Origin of the sequence: Micromonospora sp. A3M-1-15 (assembly GCF_024213425.1) — a bacterium.
In the GTDB taxonomy this organism is placed as follows: Bacteria; Actinomycetota; Actinomycetes; order Mycobacteriales; family Micromonosporaceae; genus Micromonospora; species Micromonospora chersina.
Window position 1 is genome coordinate 24,214 of record NZ_JANAVK010000002.1, and the last position, 17,298, is coordinate 41,511.

Here is a 17,298-nt window from a genome sequence, read left to right on the forward strand (position 1 = left end):
ACCCCGATGTCGACCAAGTTCGTCGTGTTCGGAGGAGCGGGGGCCGGTGTGGTCGAGCGGCTGTGGCGGTCGACACGGCGTCCGAATTTCGCGGGACTTCGTCGTACCCCTACGGCAGAGTGTCAGGGGTGACAGCGGATACCACTCCTGACCGGGCCGCACTGCGGAGCTGGCTGCCCGGATTCGTCGCGCTCGGCATGATCTGGGGTTCCAGCTTCCTCTTCATCAAGGTGGGGGTGGCCGAGCTGCACCCGCTGCACCTCACCCTCTACCGGGTGGCGACCGGCGCCGTGACGCTGCTGGTGGTCCTGGCCGTGCTGCGCGACCGGCTGCCCCGCGAGCCCCGGGTCTGGGCGCACCTCGTGGTGGTGGCCGCCTTCGGCGTGGCGCTGCCGTTCACCCTGTTCGGCTTCGGCGAGCAGCGGGTGGAGTCGATGCTCGCCGGCATCTGGAACGCCACCACGCCGCTGATCGTGCTGCCGCTGGCGGTGCTGGTGTTCCGCACCGAGCGGCTGACCGTGCGGCGCGCGATCGGGCTGGCGCTGGGTTTCGCCGGCGTGCTCGTGGTGCTCGGCGTCTGGGAGGGCGTGGGCGGGTCGCACTTCACCGGCCAGCTCATGTGCCTCGGGGCGGCGGCCTGCTACGGGGTGGCCATCCCGTACCAGAAGAAGTTCATCGCGGGCAGTTCGTACTCCGGCCTGTCGCTGTCGGCGGCCCAGCTGCTGGTGGCGACCGCGCAGCTCGCGCTGGTCGCGCCGCTGGTGGCGGGCGCGCCGCCGGTGCCCACCGGGCTCTCCGCGAAGGTGGTCGCCTCCGTGCTGGCGCTCGGCGCGCTCGGCACCGGGCTGGCCTTCGTGATCAACCTGCGCAACATCCGGATGGCCGGGGCGAGCACGGCCTCCACGGTCACCTACCTGATCCCGGTGTTCGCGGTGCTGGTCGGCGCGGTGGTGCTCGGCGAGCGGATGAACTGGCACCAGCCGGTGGGCGCCCTGGTCGTGCTGCTCGGTGTGGCCGTCGCACAGGGGATGCTCGGCCGGCGCCGGCCCGCGTCCGTCCCCGCCGTCGCCACCCGTCCGGCGGTGCCGGCCGGCCGCTGACCGCCGCACCGGCGAGGTGGCGGGGTCCGGCGTCCCGGATGCCGCCACCACGGCGGTTCAGCCGCGGCCGGCCGTCCACTTCACCAGGCGGTCGGCCTTCCAGGTGTTTACCACCCGGCTCGCCGGCACGCCGCAGAGCGCGGCCCGCTCGCAGCCGAAGCGCTGCCAGTCGAGCTGGCCAGGGGCGTGCGCGTCGGTGTTGACGGCGAACTTGCAGCCGGCCTCCAGGGCGCGGCGGATCAGCCGCTTCGGAGGGTCCTGCCGCTCCGGCCGGGAGTTGATCTCGACGGCCACGTCGTGCTCCGCGCAGGCCGCGAAGACCGCGTCCGCGTCGAAGTCGCTCTCCTTGCGGGTGCGCGCCCGGTGCCCCCGGTCACCCGGACCGGTCACCCCGGCCGGCCGGGAGGAGACCATCCGCCCGGTGCAGTGGCCGAGGATGTCCAGGTGCGGGTTGGCGATCGCGGCGAGCATCCGGCGGGTCATCTTCGCGCGGTCGTCGTTGAGGCCGCTGTGCACCGAACCGACCACCACGTCGAGCCGGGCCAGCAGCTCCTCGTCCTGGTCCAGCGACCCGTCGGCGAGGATGTCCACCTCGATGCCGGTGAGGATGCGGAAGCCCTTCGGCAGCGCCTCGTTCACCGCGGCCACGTGGTCGAGCTGCTTGCGCAGCCGGTCCGCGGTGAGCCCCCGGGCCACGGTGAGGCGGGGCGAGTGGTCGGTGAGCACCACGTACTCGTGGCCCAGCTCGACCGCCGCCAGGGCCATCTCCTCGATCGGTGAGCCGCCGTCGGACCAGTCCGAGTGGGTGTGGCAGTCGCCGCGCAGCGCGTCCCGCAGCTTCGCCGCGGCCTCGTCGAGGTCGGTGCCCTCGGTGGCGACCAGCCGGCGCAGGTAGACCGGCTCCTCGCCGGCCAGCGACTCGGCGACGCAGCGGGCCGTGACGTCGCCGACCCCGGACAGCTCGGTGAGCTTGCCGGTGCGGGCCCGCTCGGCCACCTCGCCGGCCGGCAGGGCGGCGAGCGCCTTGGCCGCGGACCGGAACGCCCGTACCCGGTAGGTGGCCTCGTTCGCCCGCTCCAGCAGGAACGCGATCCGCCGCAGGTCGGCGATGGGGTCCCGGGCAGTCATGCCCTGCAACCTACGCGCCCGTGCGGCCCGCCGCGCGGTGTCGCCCGGGGTGTCGGGAGTGGACGGCCGTCAGCCGGCCGCGGCGGAGTCGCTCGGTGCCTTCGGGCAGCCGTGCCGGCGCTGCCAGGCGGTCACCTCGGCGGCGGGCGCGCGGTTGCCCCGCCTGCGCCACGAGTCGAGGTACTTCGCCGGCCAGACCACGCCGCGCCGGATCCACCAGTCGTCGTGACCCGTGCACTTCGGGGAGAGCCCGAAGTGCAGGTGGCAGACGTTGTTGGCGTTCCCGGTGCGGCCCACCTTGCCGAGTTGCTGCCCGGCCCGCACGCGGACCCCGGCGTCGACGCCGGTGGCGATCGCGCTCAGGTGCGACCCGTAGTAGCGGACCCCGTCGTCGCCGAGCAGCGAGACCGACAACCCGCCGTTGTACGGGCCGAGTGGCCCCCGCTTGCTGAACCGGTCGACCCGGCTCACCTCGAGGATCACCCCGTCGGTCACCGCCACCACCGGCTCGCCGCAGTCGGCGAAGATGTCCGTCCCCGGGTACGCCGAGTGGGTCGGGTGGTAGTCGACGTTGCCGGCGCGGACCGGGAAGACGTGCCGCAGGTCGGCGCGGCTCGCCGACGGGGCCGGCGCGGGCGGGGCCGGCGACGCCGTGGGGCCGGCCGGCGCGGTCGGCCGCGCCCCGGTGGCCAGCGCGCTCGGACCCTGCCAGGAGTTGCCCGGCGCCGAGGTGGGGCGGTCGCCCGGGCCGCACCCGGCGGCCAGCGCCGCCACGAGCAGCAGGACCGGGTACGCCGGACGCGCGCGGCGTCCGATCGATGGCGAGCGCATCCGGTCATCCTGACAGACCACTACCGTGGGGACGAACGCCGAGACCCGTCCGTACCGCACGGTCGCTCTGCGTGACCTCGGTACATCTACGTTCCGTGAAGGGGGCAGCGGTGACAAACGGCTGGCAGGGCGTTGCCGGTGAGCCCGGTGTGGGGCCGGTGCGGCCGCTGCCGCGTACCCCGTCGGGGCTGTTCCCGTCCGGGGCGCCGATGCGGCCGAGCTACCGCGAGCCGTACCCGGTCACCGGCGCCGGCGTCGCGGTCGGCGCGGTGACCGCCTTCGCCTGGCTGCTGCTGTTCGGCCTGCTCGGCCGGGATGTCCCCGGCTACGCGTGGTGGACGTTTTTCGCCGGCGGGCTGGCCTGGCTGGCCGCCGCGGTGCTGGTCCGGCACGGTGACCGTGGGGTGGCCACCGGGGTCGCGATCGTCACGGCGGGTGGCTGGAGCATCGCCGCGGCGATCGTCGCGGTGCGCTGGGCGCAGAGCGGCGACTGGCCGCTCTGGTGACCCTGCGTGCCGGTTTCACTGCGTAGTGAAGGCCGTCTTGACGTACGCGCGGTGACGGTTCACGCTCGCGGTATGGCCTGGACCACCCCGCCGCGGCTCGACCCCGAGCGGAGCCGCCGCCGCCTGCAGCTCCTCGCCGAGTTGGCCGGTGCCCGCACCGTGCGGCAGCGCGTACGGCCGCAGCGGGCCCGCAGCGAGCGTCTGCGCGAGCTGATCGCCACCCGCCGCCGCATCGCCGGCTGACCGACTTTCTCCGGGAACGGCCGGCCCTTCGGGGCGTTGACCGGTCGGCTGCCGACCCGACCGGTTAACGTGCATCGCGTGACGAGTCGGCGTGCTGCCGAGGCCAACTTGGGGGGACCGTGTCGTACTTCGCTGCTGCCGTGGCGCGCGTCGAGGGCGCCTGGACCGCCGACGAGGTGAGCCTGCGGGGCGTCACCGACATCGAGGAGGTGGCCGACCGGCTGCGCGACGTCGAGCCGGACGCCGATCTCTCGCTGCTCTTCGTCGAGGCCGACGACACGTACCTCGTGATCCTGCGTCTGGACGAGGGGGAGGACCTGCGGGTCTTCGGCTCGGACTCGGCGTACGCCGAGGAGTCCCGGCTGGGCGCGCTGCTGGTCGGGGACCTGAAGACCTCGGTCACCGGGCTGGAGGACGCCGACGAGCCGCGGCCGGCCACCGGTGGCGACGAGGAGACCGAGCAGCCGGCCGTGGACCCGGAGGCCGACCCGGTGGGCGACGCCGACATCCTCGCCGACCTGGGCATCCCGGCGCCGAAGCTGCTCGCTCTCAGCGGCTCCGAGGGGATGATGCCGGCCGACGTCACCGCCGAGATCTGCCAGGTGCTCGGCTGCGCCGACGAGGTCGAGGAACTGCGTGAGGTCTGAGCCGCCCGGACCGGCGTGGACCGGCGGGGCGGAGCCCGCCGACGCCACCGATCCGGCCCTGGAGACCGTACGCCCGGGGCAGCCCACCCCGGGCCGGCCGGCCCGGGTCGGTCCCGGCGCGGACGAGGGGTTCGCCGACCTGGACGGCGTGGGCCGCCGGCAGCGGCACGAGCTGTGGATGAGCCGGGCCCTGGAGGTCGCGGTGACCGGCCCGGACAGCGTGCCCGCCGACGGCGCCGACGCGATCGAGGACGTCCCGGTCGGCGCGGTCGTCTACGGCCCGGACGGCGCCGAGCTGGCCATCGGCCGCAACGAGCGGGAGCTGACCGGCGACCCGACCGCGCACGCCGAGGTGCTGGCGCTGCGCCGGGCCGCCGAGCGGCTGGGCCGCTGGCGGCTGGAGGGCTGCACCCTGGTGGTGACCCTGGAGCCGTGCACCATGTGCGCGGGGGCGATCGCGCTGGCCCGGATCTCGACGGTGGTCTTCGGCGCGTGGGAGCCGAAGACCGGCGCCGTCGGATCGCTGTGGGACGTGCTGCGCGACCGCCGCCTCACCCACCGCCCCGAGGTGTACGGCGGGGTGCGGGAGGCGGAGAGCGTCGCGTTGCTGCGCGCCTTCTTCCGCTAGCCCACGCGGTCAGGCCGGTTGGGGGGCGGGACGCAGCAGGGTCTCGGCGACGGCGCGGCCGGCCTCGGTCCAGGCGGTGGGGCGCAGGGTGGCCGGGTCCAGCCGGACGATCGACCGGGTGCCGTCGGCGTGCAGGACGTTGCCGTCCACCGAGCGGAACTCGAAGGCGTAGCGGGCGCTGCTCGTGCCGAAGTGCTCCAGCCAGAAGTGCACCGCCACGGGGCCGACCCCGGTGACCGGGGCCCGGTAGGTGATGGTGAACTCGCGGACCGCGTGGAACACGTCGGGGGCGCTCCGCAGGTCGCCGTTGAAGGCGACGCCGCGCTCGGCCCAGTAGGGCGTCAGGGCGCGCTCCAGCAGCACCGCGTAGCGGGCGTTGTGCAGGATGCCCATGGCGTCGAGGTCGTCGAAGTGCACGGGGACGTGCTCGACGTGCCCGAACTGCTGGCTCATGGCTGGCCTTCCGGTAGCAGGGTCGGATCCGGGCAGAGCGCCCGCAGCCGGTTCAGCAGGCCCTGGCGGGCGTGCCGGTAGGTGGCGTCCGGGTCGAGCATCCGGGACCGCATCGCCGCGCTGATCCCCAGCGCGTCGATCTCGTACGCCAGCAGCGGCACGTCCAGGTCGGCGGGGAGTTCGCCGAGGTCGACGGCCTCCTGGACGAGGCGTTCGAGGAACACGGTCCACCGGCCGAACGCCTCGGCGAGCCGGTCCCGGACCGGGCCGGGGCGGGCGTTGTACTCGAACTCGGTGTTGGCGAAGAAGCAGCCGCCGGGCAGCACCCGGGCGGCGTAGAACCCGATCCGGGCCTCGTGCAGCGCGCGCAGCCGGCGGACACCCCGCGGGGCGCGCAGGGCCGGGGCGGCGATCCGCTCCTCCCACTGGGCCACGGCCCGGTCGACGGTGGCGAGTTGCAGCGCCTCCTTGGAGCGCCAGTGCGCGAAGAGGCCGGACTTGCTGACGCCGAGGCGGTCCGCGAGCTGGGCGAGTGAGAGCCCGTCCAGGCCGACCTCGGTGGCCAGCGCCACGGCGGTGTCCAGCACCGCGGTGCGGGTGCGGTCGCCGCGGGCGACGCGGCCGTCGGAGGTCATGCGGGCAGCCTAACGGAAATAAGAACGACCGGTCGTATTCTTTTGTGTGACCCCGGTAACGCGACCGCCCCGCCACCGGGCGGTGGCGGGGCGGTCGAGGATCGGGTCGGTCAGGCGATGGCGGTGTCCAGGGCGATCTCGACCATCTGGCCGAAGGTCTGCTCGCGCTCCTGCGACGTGGTCTTCTCGCCGGTCTTGATGTGGTCGCTGACGGTCAGCACGGTCAGCGCGCGGGCCTTGAAGCGGGCCGCGATCGTGTAGAGCGCCGCCGACTCCATCTCCACCGCGAGCACGCCGTAGTCGGCGAGGGTGTCGTAGAGGTCCGGCCGGTCGGTGTAGAAGGCGTCCGCCGCCAGGATCGGGCCGACCCGCATGGTGATGCCGCGCCGCTCGGCCACCTCGACCGCGGTACGCAGCAGCCCGAAGTCGGCCACCGGGGCGTAGTCGATCAGCCCGTCGAACCGCATCCGGTTCATGTTCGAGTCGGTGGACGAGCCGATCGCCGCCACCACGTCCCGCAGCTGGAGGTCCTCGGTCAGGGCGCCGCAGGAACCGACCCGGATCAGCGTCTTCACGCCGTACTCCTTGATCAGCTCGTGGGCGTAGATGGAGGCGGAGGGCATGCCCATGCCGGAACCCTGGACGGAGACCTCGACGCCGTTCCAGCGGCCGGTGAAGCCCAGCATGCCGCGAACCGTCGTGTAGCAGCGGGCGTCCTCGAGGTAGGTCTCCGCGATCCACTTGGCCCGCAGCGGGTCGCCCGGCATCAGGACCCGCTCGGCGATCTCTCCCGGCTCAGCGCCGATGTGCGTACTCATGGCAAAGATCCTGCCAGGCCGGGCCGGGGGATACCGGTTCGGCGTCCAGACCCGGGGTCCTGTACCCTACTCGGCGGTGGCGTGTCCGAGTGGCCTAAGGAGCACGCCTCGAAAGCGTGTGAGGGTTTACGCCCTCCGCGGGTTCAAATCCCGCCGCCACCGCTCGTGAGATGCGCGAACGCCCGGTCGATCCGTGAGGATCGGCCGGGCGTTCCGCTGTCCGGCGTGCCCCGGTGGTCAGGCGCCCCTGTCGTCGTGCAGAGCCGGGACGATCAGGCGTCGAGCGGGTGCGCGGAGATCCGGAGGCGTCCGCCGGATCGCACCGACCGTGCCGCCGCAGTGGACGGCTTGCGTTCCGCCTGGTCCTCGAACCAGCCCAGGAACTCCGTGGCGAAGTCGAGTCGGGGATACCGGTCGAGCACGCTCTTCCAACCGGCCTCGGGGAATTCCTCGGGCCGCTGTCCTGCCACGTCCCAGGATGTCGCGACCTGCAGCAGGTGGGACTCGGCGTCCTCGGCGGCGGACACGTCGGCGCGCATGTGGGCGACGATGATGTGTTCCGCGCGGGCCGCGCGGGCCTCGGGCCAGCCCGCGGCGACTCCGAACACCCACGCCAGGTGCCCGCCGGCCTCCTCGAACGGAAGCGAGTGACTGTCGAACGGCTCGGTGAGCCCGGTGTCGTGCAGGAGCGCGGAGACGTAGTACAGCTCGTCGTCGAAGGCGATGCCGTGTGCGTCGGCGTACGCCGCCCCCCACACGTACGACCGGATGGAGTGGTTGAGCAGCGCGGGCGAGCAGTAGCGGGTGGCCACGGACAGCGCCGCCGTCGCCGCCGGCGTGCGGGGAAGTTCCGGCAATCCGGAGGATTCAGGCATGGGTGGATCGTAGTTCCGGCGTGTCGATCCTCGGTCACCGCGGCGAGGTGGGCTCTGCCGGACCCTGCCGTGCCAGCGCGGCACCCGGTCGCCTCCCCTCCCGCCGGGCGCGCGCGGCGGCGCGGAACCGCAGCAGCGGCATGTCGGCCTCGGCGCGCTCGGCGAAGTGGTCGAGCAGTTCCCGGTGCACGAAGATGTAGCCGTCGCCGACCTGGCGCAGGAAGAGGCACTGCACCGCGTGGTCGAGGAACGGCAGCAGCGGGTACGGCACCAGGTCCGCCCGGGCGAGCCGCCGCCGGACCAGGGCCTGCTCGACCATCGGGGAGACCGCGACCACGCTGAACAGCAGGAGGCTCGTGCCGCCGCCGAGCAGCGCCGCGAAGCGGAGCGCCTCGGTCGCGCCCCGCGCCAGCGCGACCGGCACGAAGCCGAGCACGGCGACGCCCACACCCAGCGCGATGAAGTTGCCGGCCATGACGGTCAGCCGCTGCCGCAGCAACGGGCTCGGCAGCTCGCGGCGGCCGGCGCGGGGCGGCGGGGGCCGGAAGTAGAGCAGCACCTGGGCGCTGTCGAGGCCGACCAGGGCGACCACCGTGGCGAGGAAGAACCCGGCGCCGTAGCCGAGGCCGGTGGTCCAGCTCGGCCCGCCGGGCGCGAGCCAGCCGGTGAGCCCGCCGACGGCCGTGCCGGCGACGAGCGCCGAGACCTGGACGGACCGTTCCAGCTCCGCGAGCTCCGTGGTCCAGGCGACCACCCAGCTCTCCGGGCGCCGGTCGTCGCGGTCGCGGATGGCCCAGGTCAGGTCGAACAGTTCGTCGTAGTTGGCCGTGTACATGAGCACGGCCAGCCCGAGCAGGCCACCGGCGACCACCAGGCCGGTCACCGGGCCCAGCGCCCAACCCGCCGCGCCGAGCAGCGCGGCGAGCGCGGTGCAGCTGAGCAGCCGGGTGATCGCCGTCGAGGTCCACAGCGCAGCCGAGTGCCGGGCCGACCAGGATTCGTCGATCATGTCCAGCACGAAGACCGTCTGCTCGCGGAGGCTCAGCACCCGGGCGAGGGTGGCGAGGTGGCCGGCGGTCCGCTCGGGCGGGTACCCGGGGTGCGGCCGGCGGCGCAGCATGGTGTCGACGTACCGGGTGAAGAGGCGCTCGCGGCCGGAGCCGGCCGGGGCCCGGTCGGTGCCGGCGCCGGCCGGGTCGGCGTACGCCAGCGCCATGATGCTGAGCATCAGCGGTGAGTCGGCGAGCTTCCACAGCTCGGGGTCGGCGTCGAGCGCGTCCCGCAGCCCGCCCAGCCCCGGCCGGTCGAGGTACCGCGCGATCTGCGACCGGTCCAGCGGTTGGATGGCGACGGTGCCGTAGAGGGGCAGTTCCGACCGGAGCCGGGCGTACTCCGCCTGCCGGCAGCAGACGGCGATCGGGGTGAGCGGCTGCCGGCCGTGGAACGCGGCGATCGCCTCGGCGCAGGCGTCGCGGTGCTGCTCGGCCACCTCGTCGAGGCCGTCCAGCAGCGGCAGGACCTCACCGGCGGCCACCCAGCCGGCCGCCTGTTCGGCCGGTATGCCGTACCGCTCGGTGAGCTGCTCGACGAGCCACTGGTCGAGGGGCCTGCGGAGGGTGGCCCAGGAGGACAGGTTGAACACGGCCGGGATCGGGGCCTCCGGGTCGTGGTCGGCGCGGTCGAGCAGGTCCCGGGCGAGTTCCAGCAGGGTGGTCGTCTTGCCGGCGCCGGGGGCGCCGACGATGACCACCGCCTGGTCGAGCTGGTCGAACAGGGCGGACATCGAGGTCCGGTCGTCCAGCGAGCCGGTGAAGCCGTCCCGGTGGCTGGCCCGCAGGCTCCACGGGTGCCGGCGGTCGTCGGCGGTCGCGGCGATGCCCAGCTCGATCCGCGCCTCCTCGTACAGGGACCGGTCCAGGACGCTTGTCACCCAGTAGCGGCGGACCCGCTCCAGCAGCACCTTCCGGGCCCGGACGGTGCCGGCGGTCCCGATCCGCCGCGGCTCCCAGCCGCGCTGCACCTCGATGACCACCAGGATCGTGACCAGCAGCAGGACCAAAGGCCAGGCCAGCCAGAGGTACGGCGACCAGCGCCCGGGCAGCGCCCCGGTGGCGACGTTCGTGGCCACGCCCAGCAGGGCCACGACGATCACCGACAGGCCGACCATGACCACCCGACGCATGCGTCGTCTCTACCGTCCAGAGGGGCGCACGCACAACCCGCGGTCCGGTCAGCAGGGGCCGTAGCCCTCGTCGAAGAGGCGGCGGGCCCAGTCCGCGTACCCGGCGATGATCTTCCGGACCGTGCTGCCGTCGTGCAGGAAGAGGTACGCGCGGTCGCCGCTGCGGGCCAGCAGCCCGTCGAACCGGTGCATCTCCTGTGGAGCGTCGAGGTCGACCACCGACGGGTACGCGGCGTGCACCGCGTCGACAGGCGTGCCGACGGTGATCCCCTCGGGTGTGCTCATCGGGTCGTCGAGCCAGAGCAGGACGAGCCGGTCGTCGACGAAGATCGGGCTGACCGAGCCGTGGCCGGCCAGCGTGGGCCCGCACGCGTCCTCGTCGGTGCGCAGCACGCCGCGCCGGGCCAGGTCCTCCTCGGTGGCGCCGAACTCGGCGTTGCCGAGCCCGTCGAGGCTGACCACCTCGGCGGCCCCGACCGGCCGGGCCGGCACGTCCGGCCCCTGTGGACGGACGCCGCTGCCGGCGATCGAGGCGGCCGCCATCAGCGCGGCGATGAATCCGAATTGTCGCAATCTCATGCAATCCCCCAGTCCCCAACGGGACCGGGGCGAGGAGGTTGCTGGTGCTGGTCGGATTGCCGCAGTTCCCACTCGTCGGCCAGCTCGTCCCAGTAGTCGGCGGAGAGTCCGCGCCGACCGTGCGCCAGCCAACCGGCCGTCTCGCGCTCCAGGTGCAGGCCCAGCTCGGCGAACGGGTCGATCCACGGCCCCGGCTCGGCGCCGAGCCGCGCGAGCGCCGCGTTGATCGGCCACTCGGCGCGCGGCCGGTCCAGCCGGTCGTCGAAGCAGGGCCCCCAGCTCCGCTCGCCACCCAGCCAGACCGCCGCGGCCTGGTGGCCCAGCCCGCCGGCGAACTCCGCCTCCAGGTACGCCACCGGCCCCTCCCCGGACCAGCGGGCCAGCAGTTCGTCCAGGGCGGGCGCGAGGACGAGCTGGAACGGCTGCTCCGCCGAGGGCTCCCCGGTGGCGAAGTCGGGCAGCCGGCCGGTCAGCTCCTCGACGAGCTGCGGGGTGACCGGCAGCAGCGCGAAGTCCTGGCGGAGCGCGGCGAGCACCGCGTGGTCCAGCCCGGCGGTCTGCTCGCGGAGCAGCTCGACGTCGGCGACCACCGCGCTGAGCTCGTAACTCATCCGATCCCCTCGGCGTCCACAGGCTGTGGATGGAACATGTGTACGACGGCCGGTCAGTCCTCGGCGGCCGGCGGCGGGTCGGTCATCTCGAAGGCCATGAGGGTGGCGCCCACCCGGACCGTACCGGGCGCGTGCGGCGGCTGGGCGGCGTCGTGCAGCTCGGTCATGATCGCGTGCAGCCGCCCGCGCGCCGCCGTCCAGGCGTCGGGAGAGACCCACAGCTCCGCGTCGGTGGTGACGCCGGCCGTCCCCGGGACGCGGTGGGCCACCCGGTCGAGCAGGTTGCGGGCGAGCGACTCGGCGAGCAGCGGCTGCCCCTCCTGCTGCTCGGTGAGCCACGGTCCGCGTACCGCCCGGTAGCGGCGTTCCCGGCCGCCGCGCCGGGCGCGTACGTCGGCCAGTTCGACCAGGCCGGCGGCGTCCAGCCGGCGCAGGTGCTGGCTGGCGAGGGCGTGGGAGATGGCCAGCTCCCGTGCGAGCGCGGCGGCGGAGAGCGGCGCGCTCCACAGCAACGAGAGCATGCGCAGTCGTACCGGATGGGCCAGCGCGCGCAGGCGCGGGTCGGTGGTGCTCACGGCCGCCATTGAACCGCACCCCCCGGTGCCCCCACCCCCAAGCATTGACTTGGGGGTCGGGTGTGGACAGAATCGCACCGCACGGGGGAGGTGCCATGAGCTGGGGTACGACCAGGGTGCTGGGCAACCGCGACGCCGCGCGCTACCTGGCCGCGGTGCTGGTGTCCGGCTTCGGCACGGCGGCCATGCTCCTGGTGGCCGGGATCTGGGTGAAGGACCTCACGGGGTCGAGCAGCCTGGCCGGCCTGGTCACCCTCGGCACCTGGGGGCCCACCCTGGTCGCCCCGCTGATCGGGGTGCTGGCCGACCGGTTCCGCCGCCGGCCGCTGCTGATCTGGCTGCACCTGGCCATGGCCGCGCTGCTGCCGGTGCTGCTGCTTGTCGACACCGCCGCCCGGGTCTGGCTCATCTTCGCGGTGATGGTCGCGTACGGGGTCAGCTTCGTGCTGATCGACTCGGCCGAGGCGGCGCTGGTGCCGGCCGTGGTCCCCGGCGAGCTGCTCGGCGACTTCAACGGGCTGCGGATGACCGTCAACGAGGGCATGAAGCTGGTCGCCCCGCTGGCCGGCGCCGGCCTCTTCGCCGCGTACGGCGGGCACCCCGTGGTGCTTCTCGACGCCGCCACCTTCGCCCTCGCCGCGCTGCTGCTCACCCTGATCCGGGTCCGCGAGGCGCCCCCACCCCCGCCCGAGCCCTGGACCCGCCAGCTCGCCGAGGGACTCGGGCACCTGCGCCGGCACGCCCCGCTGCGGCACCTGGTCGCCTGCACGGGGACCGCCATGCTGCTGATCGGGATCAACGGCGCCCTCGCGTACGCCGTCGTGGACGACGGCCTGCACCGGCCGCCCGAGTTCAACGGGGTGCTCGGCACGGCGCAGGGCGTCGGGTCACTGGCCGGTGGCCTGGCCGCGGGCGCCCTGCTGCGGCGGCTCGGCGACCGGCGGGTGACCGCGGTGGCGGCCGCGCTCCTGGCCGGCGGCCTGGCGCTGCGGGCCGCGCCCGGCCTCGCCCCGGTGGTCGCGGGCACCCTGGCGGTCGGGGTCGGGGCGCCGCTGGTGCTGATCACCGTCTGGACCGCCGTGCAACGGGAGACGCCGAACGCGCTGGTCGGGCGGGTGTCCGCGACCGTGAACACGCTGACCTTCGGCCCCGGCACGCTCGCCGTCCTGGCCGGCGCCGGCCTGCTGGAACTGGTCGACTACCGGGTGATCCAGCTGACCGGGGCGGCCGGCGCGGTGCTGCTCGCCGGCTGGGCGCTGCGGGGCGGCCCGCGTGCCGCGTCGGAGGGCCCGCATCCGGCCGCACCGCAGGACGCGCCTGCCGCGGGCCCGGAGGAGACCGCCCCGCCACCGGCCACCCCGCAGACCGCCGCCCCGGGCGCCGGGACGGCGGAGCGGGGCTGACGGCGTACCCCGGCAGGGGCCGACCCCGGTGGAGCCGGCCCCTGCCGCGATGCCGGTCAGCCGGTGAAGCCGCCGTCGGCGTTGATCGTCGCGCCGGTGACGTAGCCGCCGTCCGGCCCGGCCAGGAAGGCCACCACGGCGGCGATCTCGGCCGGCGCGGCGTAGCGACCCAGGGCGGTGAACCCGCGGATGGCGTCCGCGTTCGGCCCGTCCGCCGGGTTCGCGTCGGTGTCGGTCGGCCCGGGGTTGACCAGGTTCACGGTGATCCCCAGACCGCCCAGCTCCCGGGCGAGGCCCCTCGTCAGGCCGAGCAGGGCCGTCTTGCTCATCGAGTAGAGGGCGAGGCCGGGGAACACGGCCCGCTCGGCCACGTTGCTCCCGATGTTCACGATCCGGCCGCCGTCGGTCAGGTGCCCGACCGCCGCCTGCGCGAACACGAACGGCGCCCGCACGTTGACCGCGATGGTCCGCTCGATCTCGTCCGTGCCCAGCTCCGTCACCGGGCCGGTCAGGAATACCCCCGCGTTGTTGACCAGCACGTCCAGCCGGCCGAACTCCCCGGCGACCCGGTCGACCGCCGCGCGTGCCGCCGCCGGGTCGGCGCTGTCCGCCGGCACCGCCAGGGCGCGCCGCCCCACCGCCTTGATCTGCTCCACCAGCTCGGCCGCCCGGTCGGCGCGCCGCTCGTAGGTCAGCGCCACGTCGGCGCCCTCCTGCGCCAGCCGCAGCGCCACGGCCGCCCCGATACCCCGGCTGCCGCCGGTCACCAATGCCACTTTTCGGTCCAGAACTCCGGTCATGCCACCAGCCTGGTCGGTGGCGGGCGGGGAGTCTGGCGGCGATCAGACGCCGCGTTTGGCGGCCGGGGAAACGACGAAGGGCCGGCCCTCAGGCGAGAGCCGGCCCCTGCGTCGACGGCGGAGGATACGAGATTCGAACTCGTGAGGGTGTTAACCCAACACGCTTTCCAAGCGTGCGCCCTAGGCCTCTAGGCGAATCCTCCGCGAGCCAGGATACAGGTCCCCGACGGGCGGGACACCCCACCACCCCCTGAAGATCCACCCCGGGTCGGGTAGGCTTGGCGGCACCCCCCGTGCGGCGTGCATCTCGTGAACCTCCCCAGGGCCGGAAGGCAGCAAGGATAAGCGGGCTCTGACGGGTGCACGGGGGGCCTTTCTGTCTCCGGGTCCCGGTAACGTCGCTGCGGGTCGAGTCACGGGGTGGTGGGTGGTCACCCGCGGCCGACCGGCGCAGAATGGCTCGGTCGAGAGGAGGCGGGACGGGTGGCACTGGCCCTTTACCGCAAGTACCGGCCCCGTACGTTCGCCGAGGTCATCGGCCAGGAGCACGTCACCGAGCCGCTGTCGCAGGCGCTGCGCAGCGGCCGGCTGAACCACGCCTATCTCTTCTCCGGCCCCCGCGGCTGCGGCAAGACCTCCAGCGCCCGGATCCTGGCCCGCTCGCTCAACTGCGAGCAGGGGCCCACCCCCGAGCCGTGCGGGCAGTGCGAGTCCTGTCGCTCGCTGGCCCCCGACGGCAGCGGGTCGATCGACGTCATCGAGATCGACGCGGCCAGCCACGGTGGCGTCGACGACGCCCGTGAGCTGCGGGAGAAGGCGTTCTTCGCGCCGGCCCGCAGCCGCTTCAAGATCTACATCATCGACGAGGCGCACATGGTCTCGCCGGCCGGCTTCAACGCCCTGCTCAAGCTGGTCGAGGAGCCCCCGGAGTACGTCAAGTTCATCTTCGCCACCACCGAGCCGGAGAAGGTCCTCGGCACGATCAAGTCGCGGACCCACCACTACCCGTTCCGGCTGTTCCCGCCGAAGGTGCTCCGGCCCTACCTGGAGCAGCTCTGCGAGGCCGAGGGCGTCAAGGTGGAGCCGGCGGTCTTCCCGCTGGTGGTCCGCGCCGGCGGCGGGAGCGCGCGGGACAGCCTCTCCGTGCTCGACCAGCTCATCGCGGGCGCCGGCCCGGAGGGGGTCAGCTACGCCCGGGCCGTCGCGCTGCTCGGCGTCACCGACACCGCGCTGATCGACGAGATGTGCGACGCGCTCGCCGCCGGGGACGGCGCTGCCGCGTACGCCACCGTCGACCGGGTCGCCGAGGCCGGCCACGACTCGCGCCGCTTCGCCTCCGACCTGCTGGAGCGGCTGCGCGACCTGATCGTCATCCAGCAGGTGCCGGACGCCGCCGCCAAGGGCCTCATCGACGGCCCGGCAGACCAGATCGAGCGGATGGCCGGCCAGGCCCAGCGGCTCGGCCCGGCCACCCTGTCCCGCTGCGCCGACATCGTGCACAACGGCCTGGTCGAGATGCGTGGCACCACCGCGCCCCGGCTGCTGCTGGAGCTGATCTGCGCCCGGATGCTGCTGCCCGGCCTGGACGACTCGACCGGTGGCCTGCTCCAGCGCCTGGAGCGGATGGAACGCCGGCTCACCCTGGGTGGCGCCGAGCCGCCGCCGGCCGCCGCCGGCGCCGCGCCGGTCGCTGCCGCCCCGGAGGTACGCCCGGCCACTCCCGCCCCGACCGCGGCTGCCGCCGCGCCCGACCCCGAGGCCGCCGGCACGCCGGCGGCTGCCGGCGCCCCGACCGGAGCGGCCGCCGCCCGTGCCGCCGCTGCGGCGGCGGCCGGTACCCGCTCGGCGCCGGCCCGCCCCGCCGATCCGGCCGCGAGCGGTCCCGCCCAGCCCGGTCCGGGCGCCCGCCCCGCCGACCGGGCCGGCTCGGCCCAGCCGGCCCCGGGCGGCTCCCCGACCGACCGGACGCCCGGCGGCCCGGCATCCGACGGTCCGGCGTCCGGCGCTCCCGCCCGTCGGCCGGTGCCGGCCTCGGCGGTGCTGCCCGATCCGGCGACCCCCGAGCCGCCGCGCCCCGGCGCGGCCCCGGCCCGCGCGCTGGACGCCGTCGCGGTGCGCAGGGTCTGGCCGGAGGTGGTCGGCAAGGTCAACCGGAGCAACAAGCGGATCGCGGCGCTGATGCGCGACGCGGTGGTCCGCGACCTGGACGGCGACACGCTGGTGCTGACCGTGAAGTCGACGGTGCTGGCGAAGATGGTGGCCGACCACGCCGCCGTGCTCACCGACGCGCTCTACGAGGAGCTGGGCGGCCGCTGGCAGATCCGGTGCGAGGTGGCCGGCGAGCGGGGCGCGGCCTCGCTCGGCGGCCCGTCCCGCCCCTCCGGTTCGTCCCGTCCGGCGTCGGAGCCCGCCCCGGCACGCCCGGCGACCGGCCCGGACAGCGCGGATGCCGCACCGGCCCGTCCGGCCGGCCCGTCCGACGCGCCGGGCAGCCACGCCGGTGGCTCGACCGGGGGCCGGCCGGTGAACGCCGGCCCGTCCGGTGGGGCCGCCCGCGCATCCGAGCCGTCGGGTGCACCCGGTCGGCGACCGCCCGGGCCGTCCGCGCACGGGACCGCTGCCGGCGGGGACGACGACGAGGAGGACTGGCCGGAGCCGGCCCGACCGGGTGGTGCCGGACAGCCGACGCGCGCCGGGGACGACCCGGCGGCCGCCACCGGAGCGGACGACTGGCCCGAGGCCGCACGCCCGGGTGGGTCGGCGGCCGTGGCCACCGCCCCCGCGCCGGCCGCCATCCCGACGACCACCACCGCCCCGGCGGCCGCCTCAGCTCCCGCCGTACCGAGGCCGGCCGGACCACCGGGCACCGCGCCGGCGGCCGGTGGCACGCCGAAGAACAGCGCGATCGCGGCGGCCCGGGCGGCCGCGGCGGCGGCCGCCGCCGGTGGCGGTCCGAGCAAGGGTCCGCGGGCGGCGCAGGCGACCCGGAAGACGGCCGATGCCGACTGGGCCGGGGAGCCGCCCTACGACCCGGACTTCGACGGGCCGGTGGGCGGCCGGTCGGCGGGCGCGGCCCCGGCGACGCCCACCTATGAGGGCTTCGACCCGGGCGACGAGCCGCTGGACGAGGTGATCGACGAGCGGACCGCCCGGCAGTCCAGCGAGGAGCAGGCGGTGCAGCTGCTGCGCGAGGCGTTCGGGGCCGAGAAGATCGACGAGGTGGACGCGCGCTGAGCGCGCGTCGACCATCGAGGAGCAGTGCCGTTGCCCGACTAGGCTGGGCG

General features: G+C 74.9%; 17 protein-coding genes, 2 tRNA genes, 1 other RNA gene and 1 pseudogene. 9 read left to right on the top strand and 12 right to left on the bottom strand.

Translation table 11 applies throughout. The features are described 5' to 3' along the window. Window positions 1-128: 128 nt before the first annotated feature. Window positions 129-1,275 (top strand): annotated as a pseudogene (locus NLX85_RS09785) (DMT family transporter); the annotation flags it as partial. Here NLX85_RS09785 and NLX85_RS09790 read toward each other — a convergent pair. Both NLX85_RS09790 and NLX85_RS09795 read right to left on the bottom strand, forming a co-directional pair. After that, on the bottom strand, window positions 1,158-2,228 hold the full coding sequence (locus NLX85_RS09790) for a PHP domain-containing protein (RefSeq protein WP_254333798.1): 1,071 nt from the start codon (window positions 2,226-2,228) through the stop codon (window positions 1,158-1,160). The pseudogene NLX85_RS09785 and the gene NLX85_RS09790 overlap by 118 nt on opposite strands. 69 nt (window positions 2,229-2,297) lie before the next feature. After that, window positions 2,298-3,059 carry a M23 family metallopeptidase gene (locus NLX85_RS09795; RefSeq protein WP_254333800.1) on the bottom strand — a complete coding sequence of 254 codons (762 nt, stop codon included), beginning with the start codon at window positions 3,057-3,059 and terminating at the stop codon, window positions 2,298-2,300. Window positions 3,060-3,268: 209 nt separating this feature from the next. Here NLX85_RS09795 and NLX85_RS09800 point away from each other — a divergent pair, with 209 nt between their 5' ends. The 4 genes from NLX85_RS09800 to NLX85_RS09815 all read left to right on the top strand — a co-directional run bounded on the left by NLX85_RS09800 (window position 3,269) and on the right by NLX85_RS09815 (window position 5,083). Beyond that, window positions 3,269-3,565, top strand: a complete 297-nt coding sequence (locus tag NLX85_RS09800) for a hypothetical protein (protein WP_254335490.1) — start codon at window positions 3,269-3,271, stop codon at window positions 3,563-3,565. Window positions 3,566-3,637: 72 nt separating this feature from the next. Beyond that, window positions 3,638-3,808, top strand: a complete 171-nt coding sequence (locus NLX85_RS09805; protein ID WP_254333801.1) for a hypothetical protein — start codon at window positions 3,638-3,640, stop codon at window positions 3,806-3,808. A gap of 119 nt (window positions 3,809-3,927) precedes the next feature. Then, complete coding sequence (locus tag NLX85_RS09810) at window positions 3,928-4,455, top strand: tRNA adenosine deaminase-associated protein (protein WP_148431752.1); 528 nt, start codon at window positions 3,928-3,930, stop codon at window positions 4,453-4,455. 178 nt (window positions 4,456-4,633) lie between these two features. Further along, window positions 4,634-5,083 (top strand): nucleoside deaminase, encoded by a 450-nt coding sequence (locus NLX85_RS09815; protein WP_254335492.1) that lies wholly within the window; start codon window positions 4,634-4,636, stop codon window positions 5,081-5,083. Between the two features lie 9 nt (window positions 5,084-5,092). On the opposite strand, the gene NLX85_RS09820 is transcribed toward NLX85_RS09815, so the two are convergent. The 3 genes from NLX85_RS09820 to deoD form a co-directional block, all read right to left on the bottom strand. Then, the gene (locus NLX85_RS09820; protein WP_254333803.1) at window positions 5,093-5,536 is read right to left on the bottom strand and encodes a thioesterase family protein; all 444 of its coding nucleotides are present in this window, start codon (window positions 5,534-5,536) and stop codon (window positions 5,093-5,095) included. After that, window positions 5,533-6,171: a TetR/AcrR family transcriptional regulator gene (locus NLX85_RS09825; RefSeq protein WP_254333805.1), complete on the bottom strand. Its 639-nt coding sequence runs from the start codon at window positions 6,169-6,171 to the stop codon at window positions 5,533-5,535. Before NLX85_RS09825 ends, NLX85_RS09820 begins: the two co-directional genes overlap by 4 nt. Window positions 6,172-6,281: 110 nt before the next feature. Further along, window positions 6,282-6,989 carry a purine-nucleoside phosphorylase gene (gene deoD, locus NLX85_RS09830; RefSeq protein ID WP_254333807.1) on the bottom strand — a complete coding sequence of 236 codons (708 nt, stop codon included), beginning with the start codon at window positions 6,987-6,989 and terminating at the stop codon, window positions 6,282-6,284. A gap of 75 nt (window positions 6,990-7,064) precedes the next feature. On the opposite strand from deoD, the gene NLX85_RS09835 reads away from it, so the two are divergent. After that, window positions 7,065-7,151, top strand: a tRNA-Ser gene (locus tag NLX85_RS09835). 110 nt (window positions 7,152-7,261) lie between these two features. On the opposite strand, the gene NLX85_RS09840 is transcribed toward NLX85_RS09835, so the two are convergent. From NLX85_RS09840 to NLX85_RS09860, 5 genes are read right to left on the bottom strand one after another with little or no spacing between them, the layout of a single operon-like run. Further along, a complete protein-coding gene (locus NLX85_RS09840; protein ID WP_254333809.1) occupies window positions 7,262-7,864 on the bottom strand; it encodes an HD domain-containing protein in 603 nt (200 codons plus the stop codon). A 34-nt stretch (window positions 7,865-7,898) separates the two neighbouring features. Then, window positions 7,899-10,046: an NACHT domain-containing protein gene (locus tag NLX85_RS09845; RefSeq protein ID WP_254333811.1), complete on the bottom strand. Its 2,148-nt coding sequence runs from the start codon at window positions 10,044-10,046 to the stop codon at window positions 7,899-7,901. A gap of 48 nt (window positions 10,047-10,094) precedes the next feature. Then, the gene (locus NLX85_RS09850; protein ID WP_374628085.1) at window positions 10,095-10,589 is read right to left on the bottom strand and encodes a hypothetical protein; all 495 of its coding nucleotides are present in this window, start codon (window positions 10,587-10,589) and stop codon (window positions 10,095-10,097) included. A gap of 32 nt (window positions 10,590-10,621) precedes the next feature. After that, window positions 10,622-11,236 carry a hypothetical protein gene (locus NLX85_RS09855; RefSeq protein WP_254333819.1) on the bottom strand — a complete coding sequence of 205 codons (615 nt, stop codon included), beginning with the start codon at window positions 11,234-11,236 and terminating at the stop codon, window positions 10,622-10,624. A gap of 53 nt (window positions 11,237-11,289) precedes the next feature. Further along, window positions 11,290-11,811, bottom strand: coding sequence for a helix-turn-helix transcriptional regulator (locus tag NLX85_RS09860; RefSeq protein ID WP_254333821.1), 522 nt, complete (start codon window positions 11,809-11,811; stop codon window positions 11,290-11,292). Window positions 11,812-11,906: 95 nt separating this feature from the next. Between NLX85_RS09860 and NLX85_RS09865 the strand changes: the two genes are divergently transcribed. Next, window positions 11,907-13,214: an MFS transporter gene (locus NLX85_RS09865; RefSeq protein ID WP_254333823.1), complete on the top strand. Its 1,308-nt coding sequence runs from the start codon at window positions 11,907-11,909 to the stop codon at window positions 13,212-13,214. Window positions 13,215-13,270: 56 nt separating this feature from the next. On the opposite strand, the gene NLX85_RS09870 is transcribed toward NLX85_RS09865, so the two are convergent. Next, window positions 13,271-14,014, bottom strand: a complete 744-nt coding sequence (locus NLX85_RS09870; protein WP_254333825.1) for an SDR family NAD(P)-dependent oxidoreductase — start codon at window positions 14,012-14,014, stop codon at window positions 13,271-13,273. A gap of 118 nt (window positions 14,015-14,132) precedes the next feature. After that, window positions 14,133-14,217, bottom strand: a tRNA-Ser gene (locus tag NLX85_RS09875). Between the two features lie 82 nt (window positions 14,218-14,299). Between NLX85_RS09875 and ffs the strand changes: the two genes are divergently transcribed. Continuing rightward, an RNA gene (gene ffs / locus NLX85_RS09880) (signal recognition particle sRNA small type) lies at window positions 14,300-14,390 on the top strand. Between the two features lie 107 nt (window positions 14,391-14,497). After that, the gene (locus NLX85_RS09885; protein WP_254333827.1) at window positions 14,498-17,248 is read left to right on the top strand and encodes a DNA polymerase III subunit gamma and tau; all 2,751 of its coding nucleotides are present in this window, start codon (window positions 14,498-14,500) and stop codon (window positions 17,246-17,248) included. Window positions 17,249-17,298 lie beyond the last annotated feature (50 nt).

What these genes read in the sequence shown, in the direction of transcription:
- NLX85_RS09850 (WP_374628085.1), bottom strand. Translation starts at nt 10,589, where the DNA reads ATGGCGGCCGCCTCGATCGCCGGCAGCGGCGTCCGTCCACAGGGGCCG.
- NLX85_RS09800 (WP_254335490.1), top strand. Translation starts at nt 3,269, where the DNA reads ATGCGGCCGAGCTACCGCGAGCCGTACCCGGTCACCGGCGCCGGCGTC.
- NLX85_RS09815 (WP_254335492.1), top strand. Translation starts at nt 4,634, where the DNA reads ATGAGCCGGGCCCTGGAGGTCGCGGTGACCGGCCCGGACAGCGTGCCC.
- NLX85_RS09870 (WP_254333825.1), bottom strand. Translation starts at nt 14,014, where the DNA reads ATGACCGGAGTTCTGGACCGAAAAGTGGCATTGGTGACCGGCGGCAGC.
- NLX85_RS09840 (WP_254333809.1), bottom strand. Translation starts at nt 7,864, where the DNA reads ATGCCTGAATCCTCCGGATTGCCGGAACTTCCCCGCACGCCGGCGGCG.
- NLX85_RS09865 (WP_254333823.1), top strand. Translation starts at nt 11,907, where the DNA reads ATGAGCTGGGGTACGACCAGGGTGCTGGGCAACCGCGACGCCGCGCGC.
- NLX85_RS09825 (WP_254333805.1), bottom strand. Translation starts at nt 6,171, where the DNA reads ATGACCTCCGACGGCCGCGTCGCCCGCGGCGACCGCACCCGCACCGCG.
- NLX85_RS09855 (WP_254333819.1), bottom strand. Translation starts at nt 11,236, where the DNA reads ATGAGTTACGAGCTCAGCGCGGTGGTCGCCGACGTCGAGCTGCTCCGC.
- NLX85_RS09795 (WP_254333800.1), bottom strand. Translation starts at nt 3,059, where the DNA reads ATGCGCTCGCCATCGATCGGACGCCGCGCGCGTCCGGCGTACCCGGTC.
- NLX85_RS09820 (WP_254333803.1), bottom strand. Translation starts at nt 5,536, where the DNA reads ATGAGCCAGCAGTTCGGGCACGTCGAGCACGTCCCCGTGCACTTCGAC.
- NLX85_RS09845 (WP_254333811.1), bottom strand. Translation starts at nt 10,046, where the DNA reads ATGCGTCGGGTGGTCATGGTCGGCCTGTCGGTGATCGTCGTGGCCCTG.
- NLX85_RS09805 (WP_254333801.1), top strand. Translation starts at nt 3,638, where the DNA reads ATGGCCTGGACCACCCCGCCGCGGCTCGACCCCGAGCGGAGCCGCCGC.
- deoD (WP_254333807.1), bottom strand. Translation starts at nt 6,989, where the DNA reads ATGAGTACGCACATCGGCGCTGAGCCGGGAGAGATCGCCGAGCGGGTC.
- NLX85_RS09790 (WP_254333798.1), bottom strand. Translation starts at nt 2,228, where the DNA reads ATGACTGCCCGGGACCCCATCGCCGACCTGCGGCGGATCGCGTTCCTG.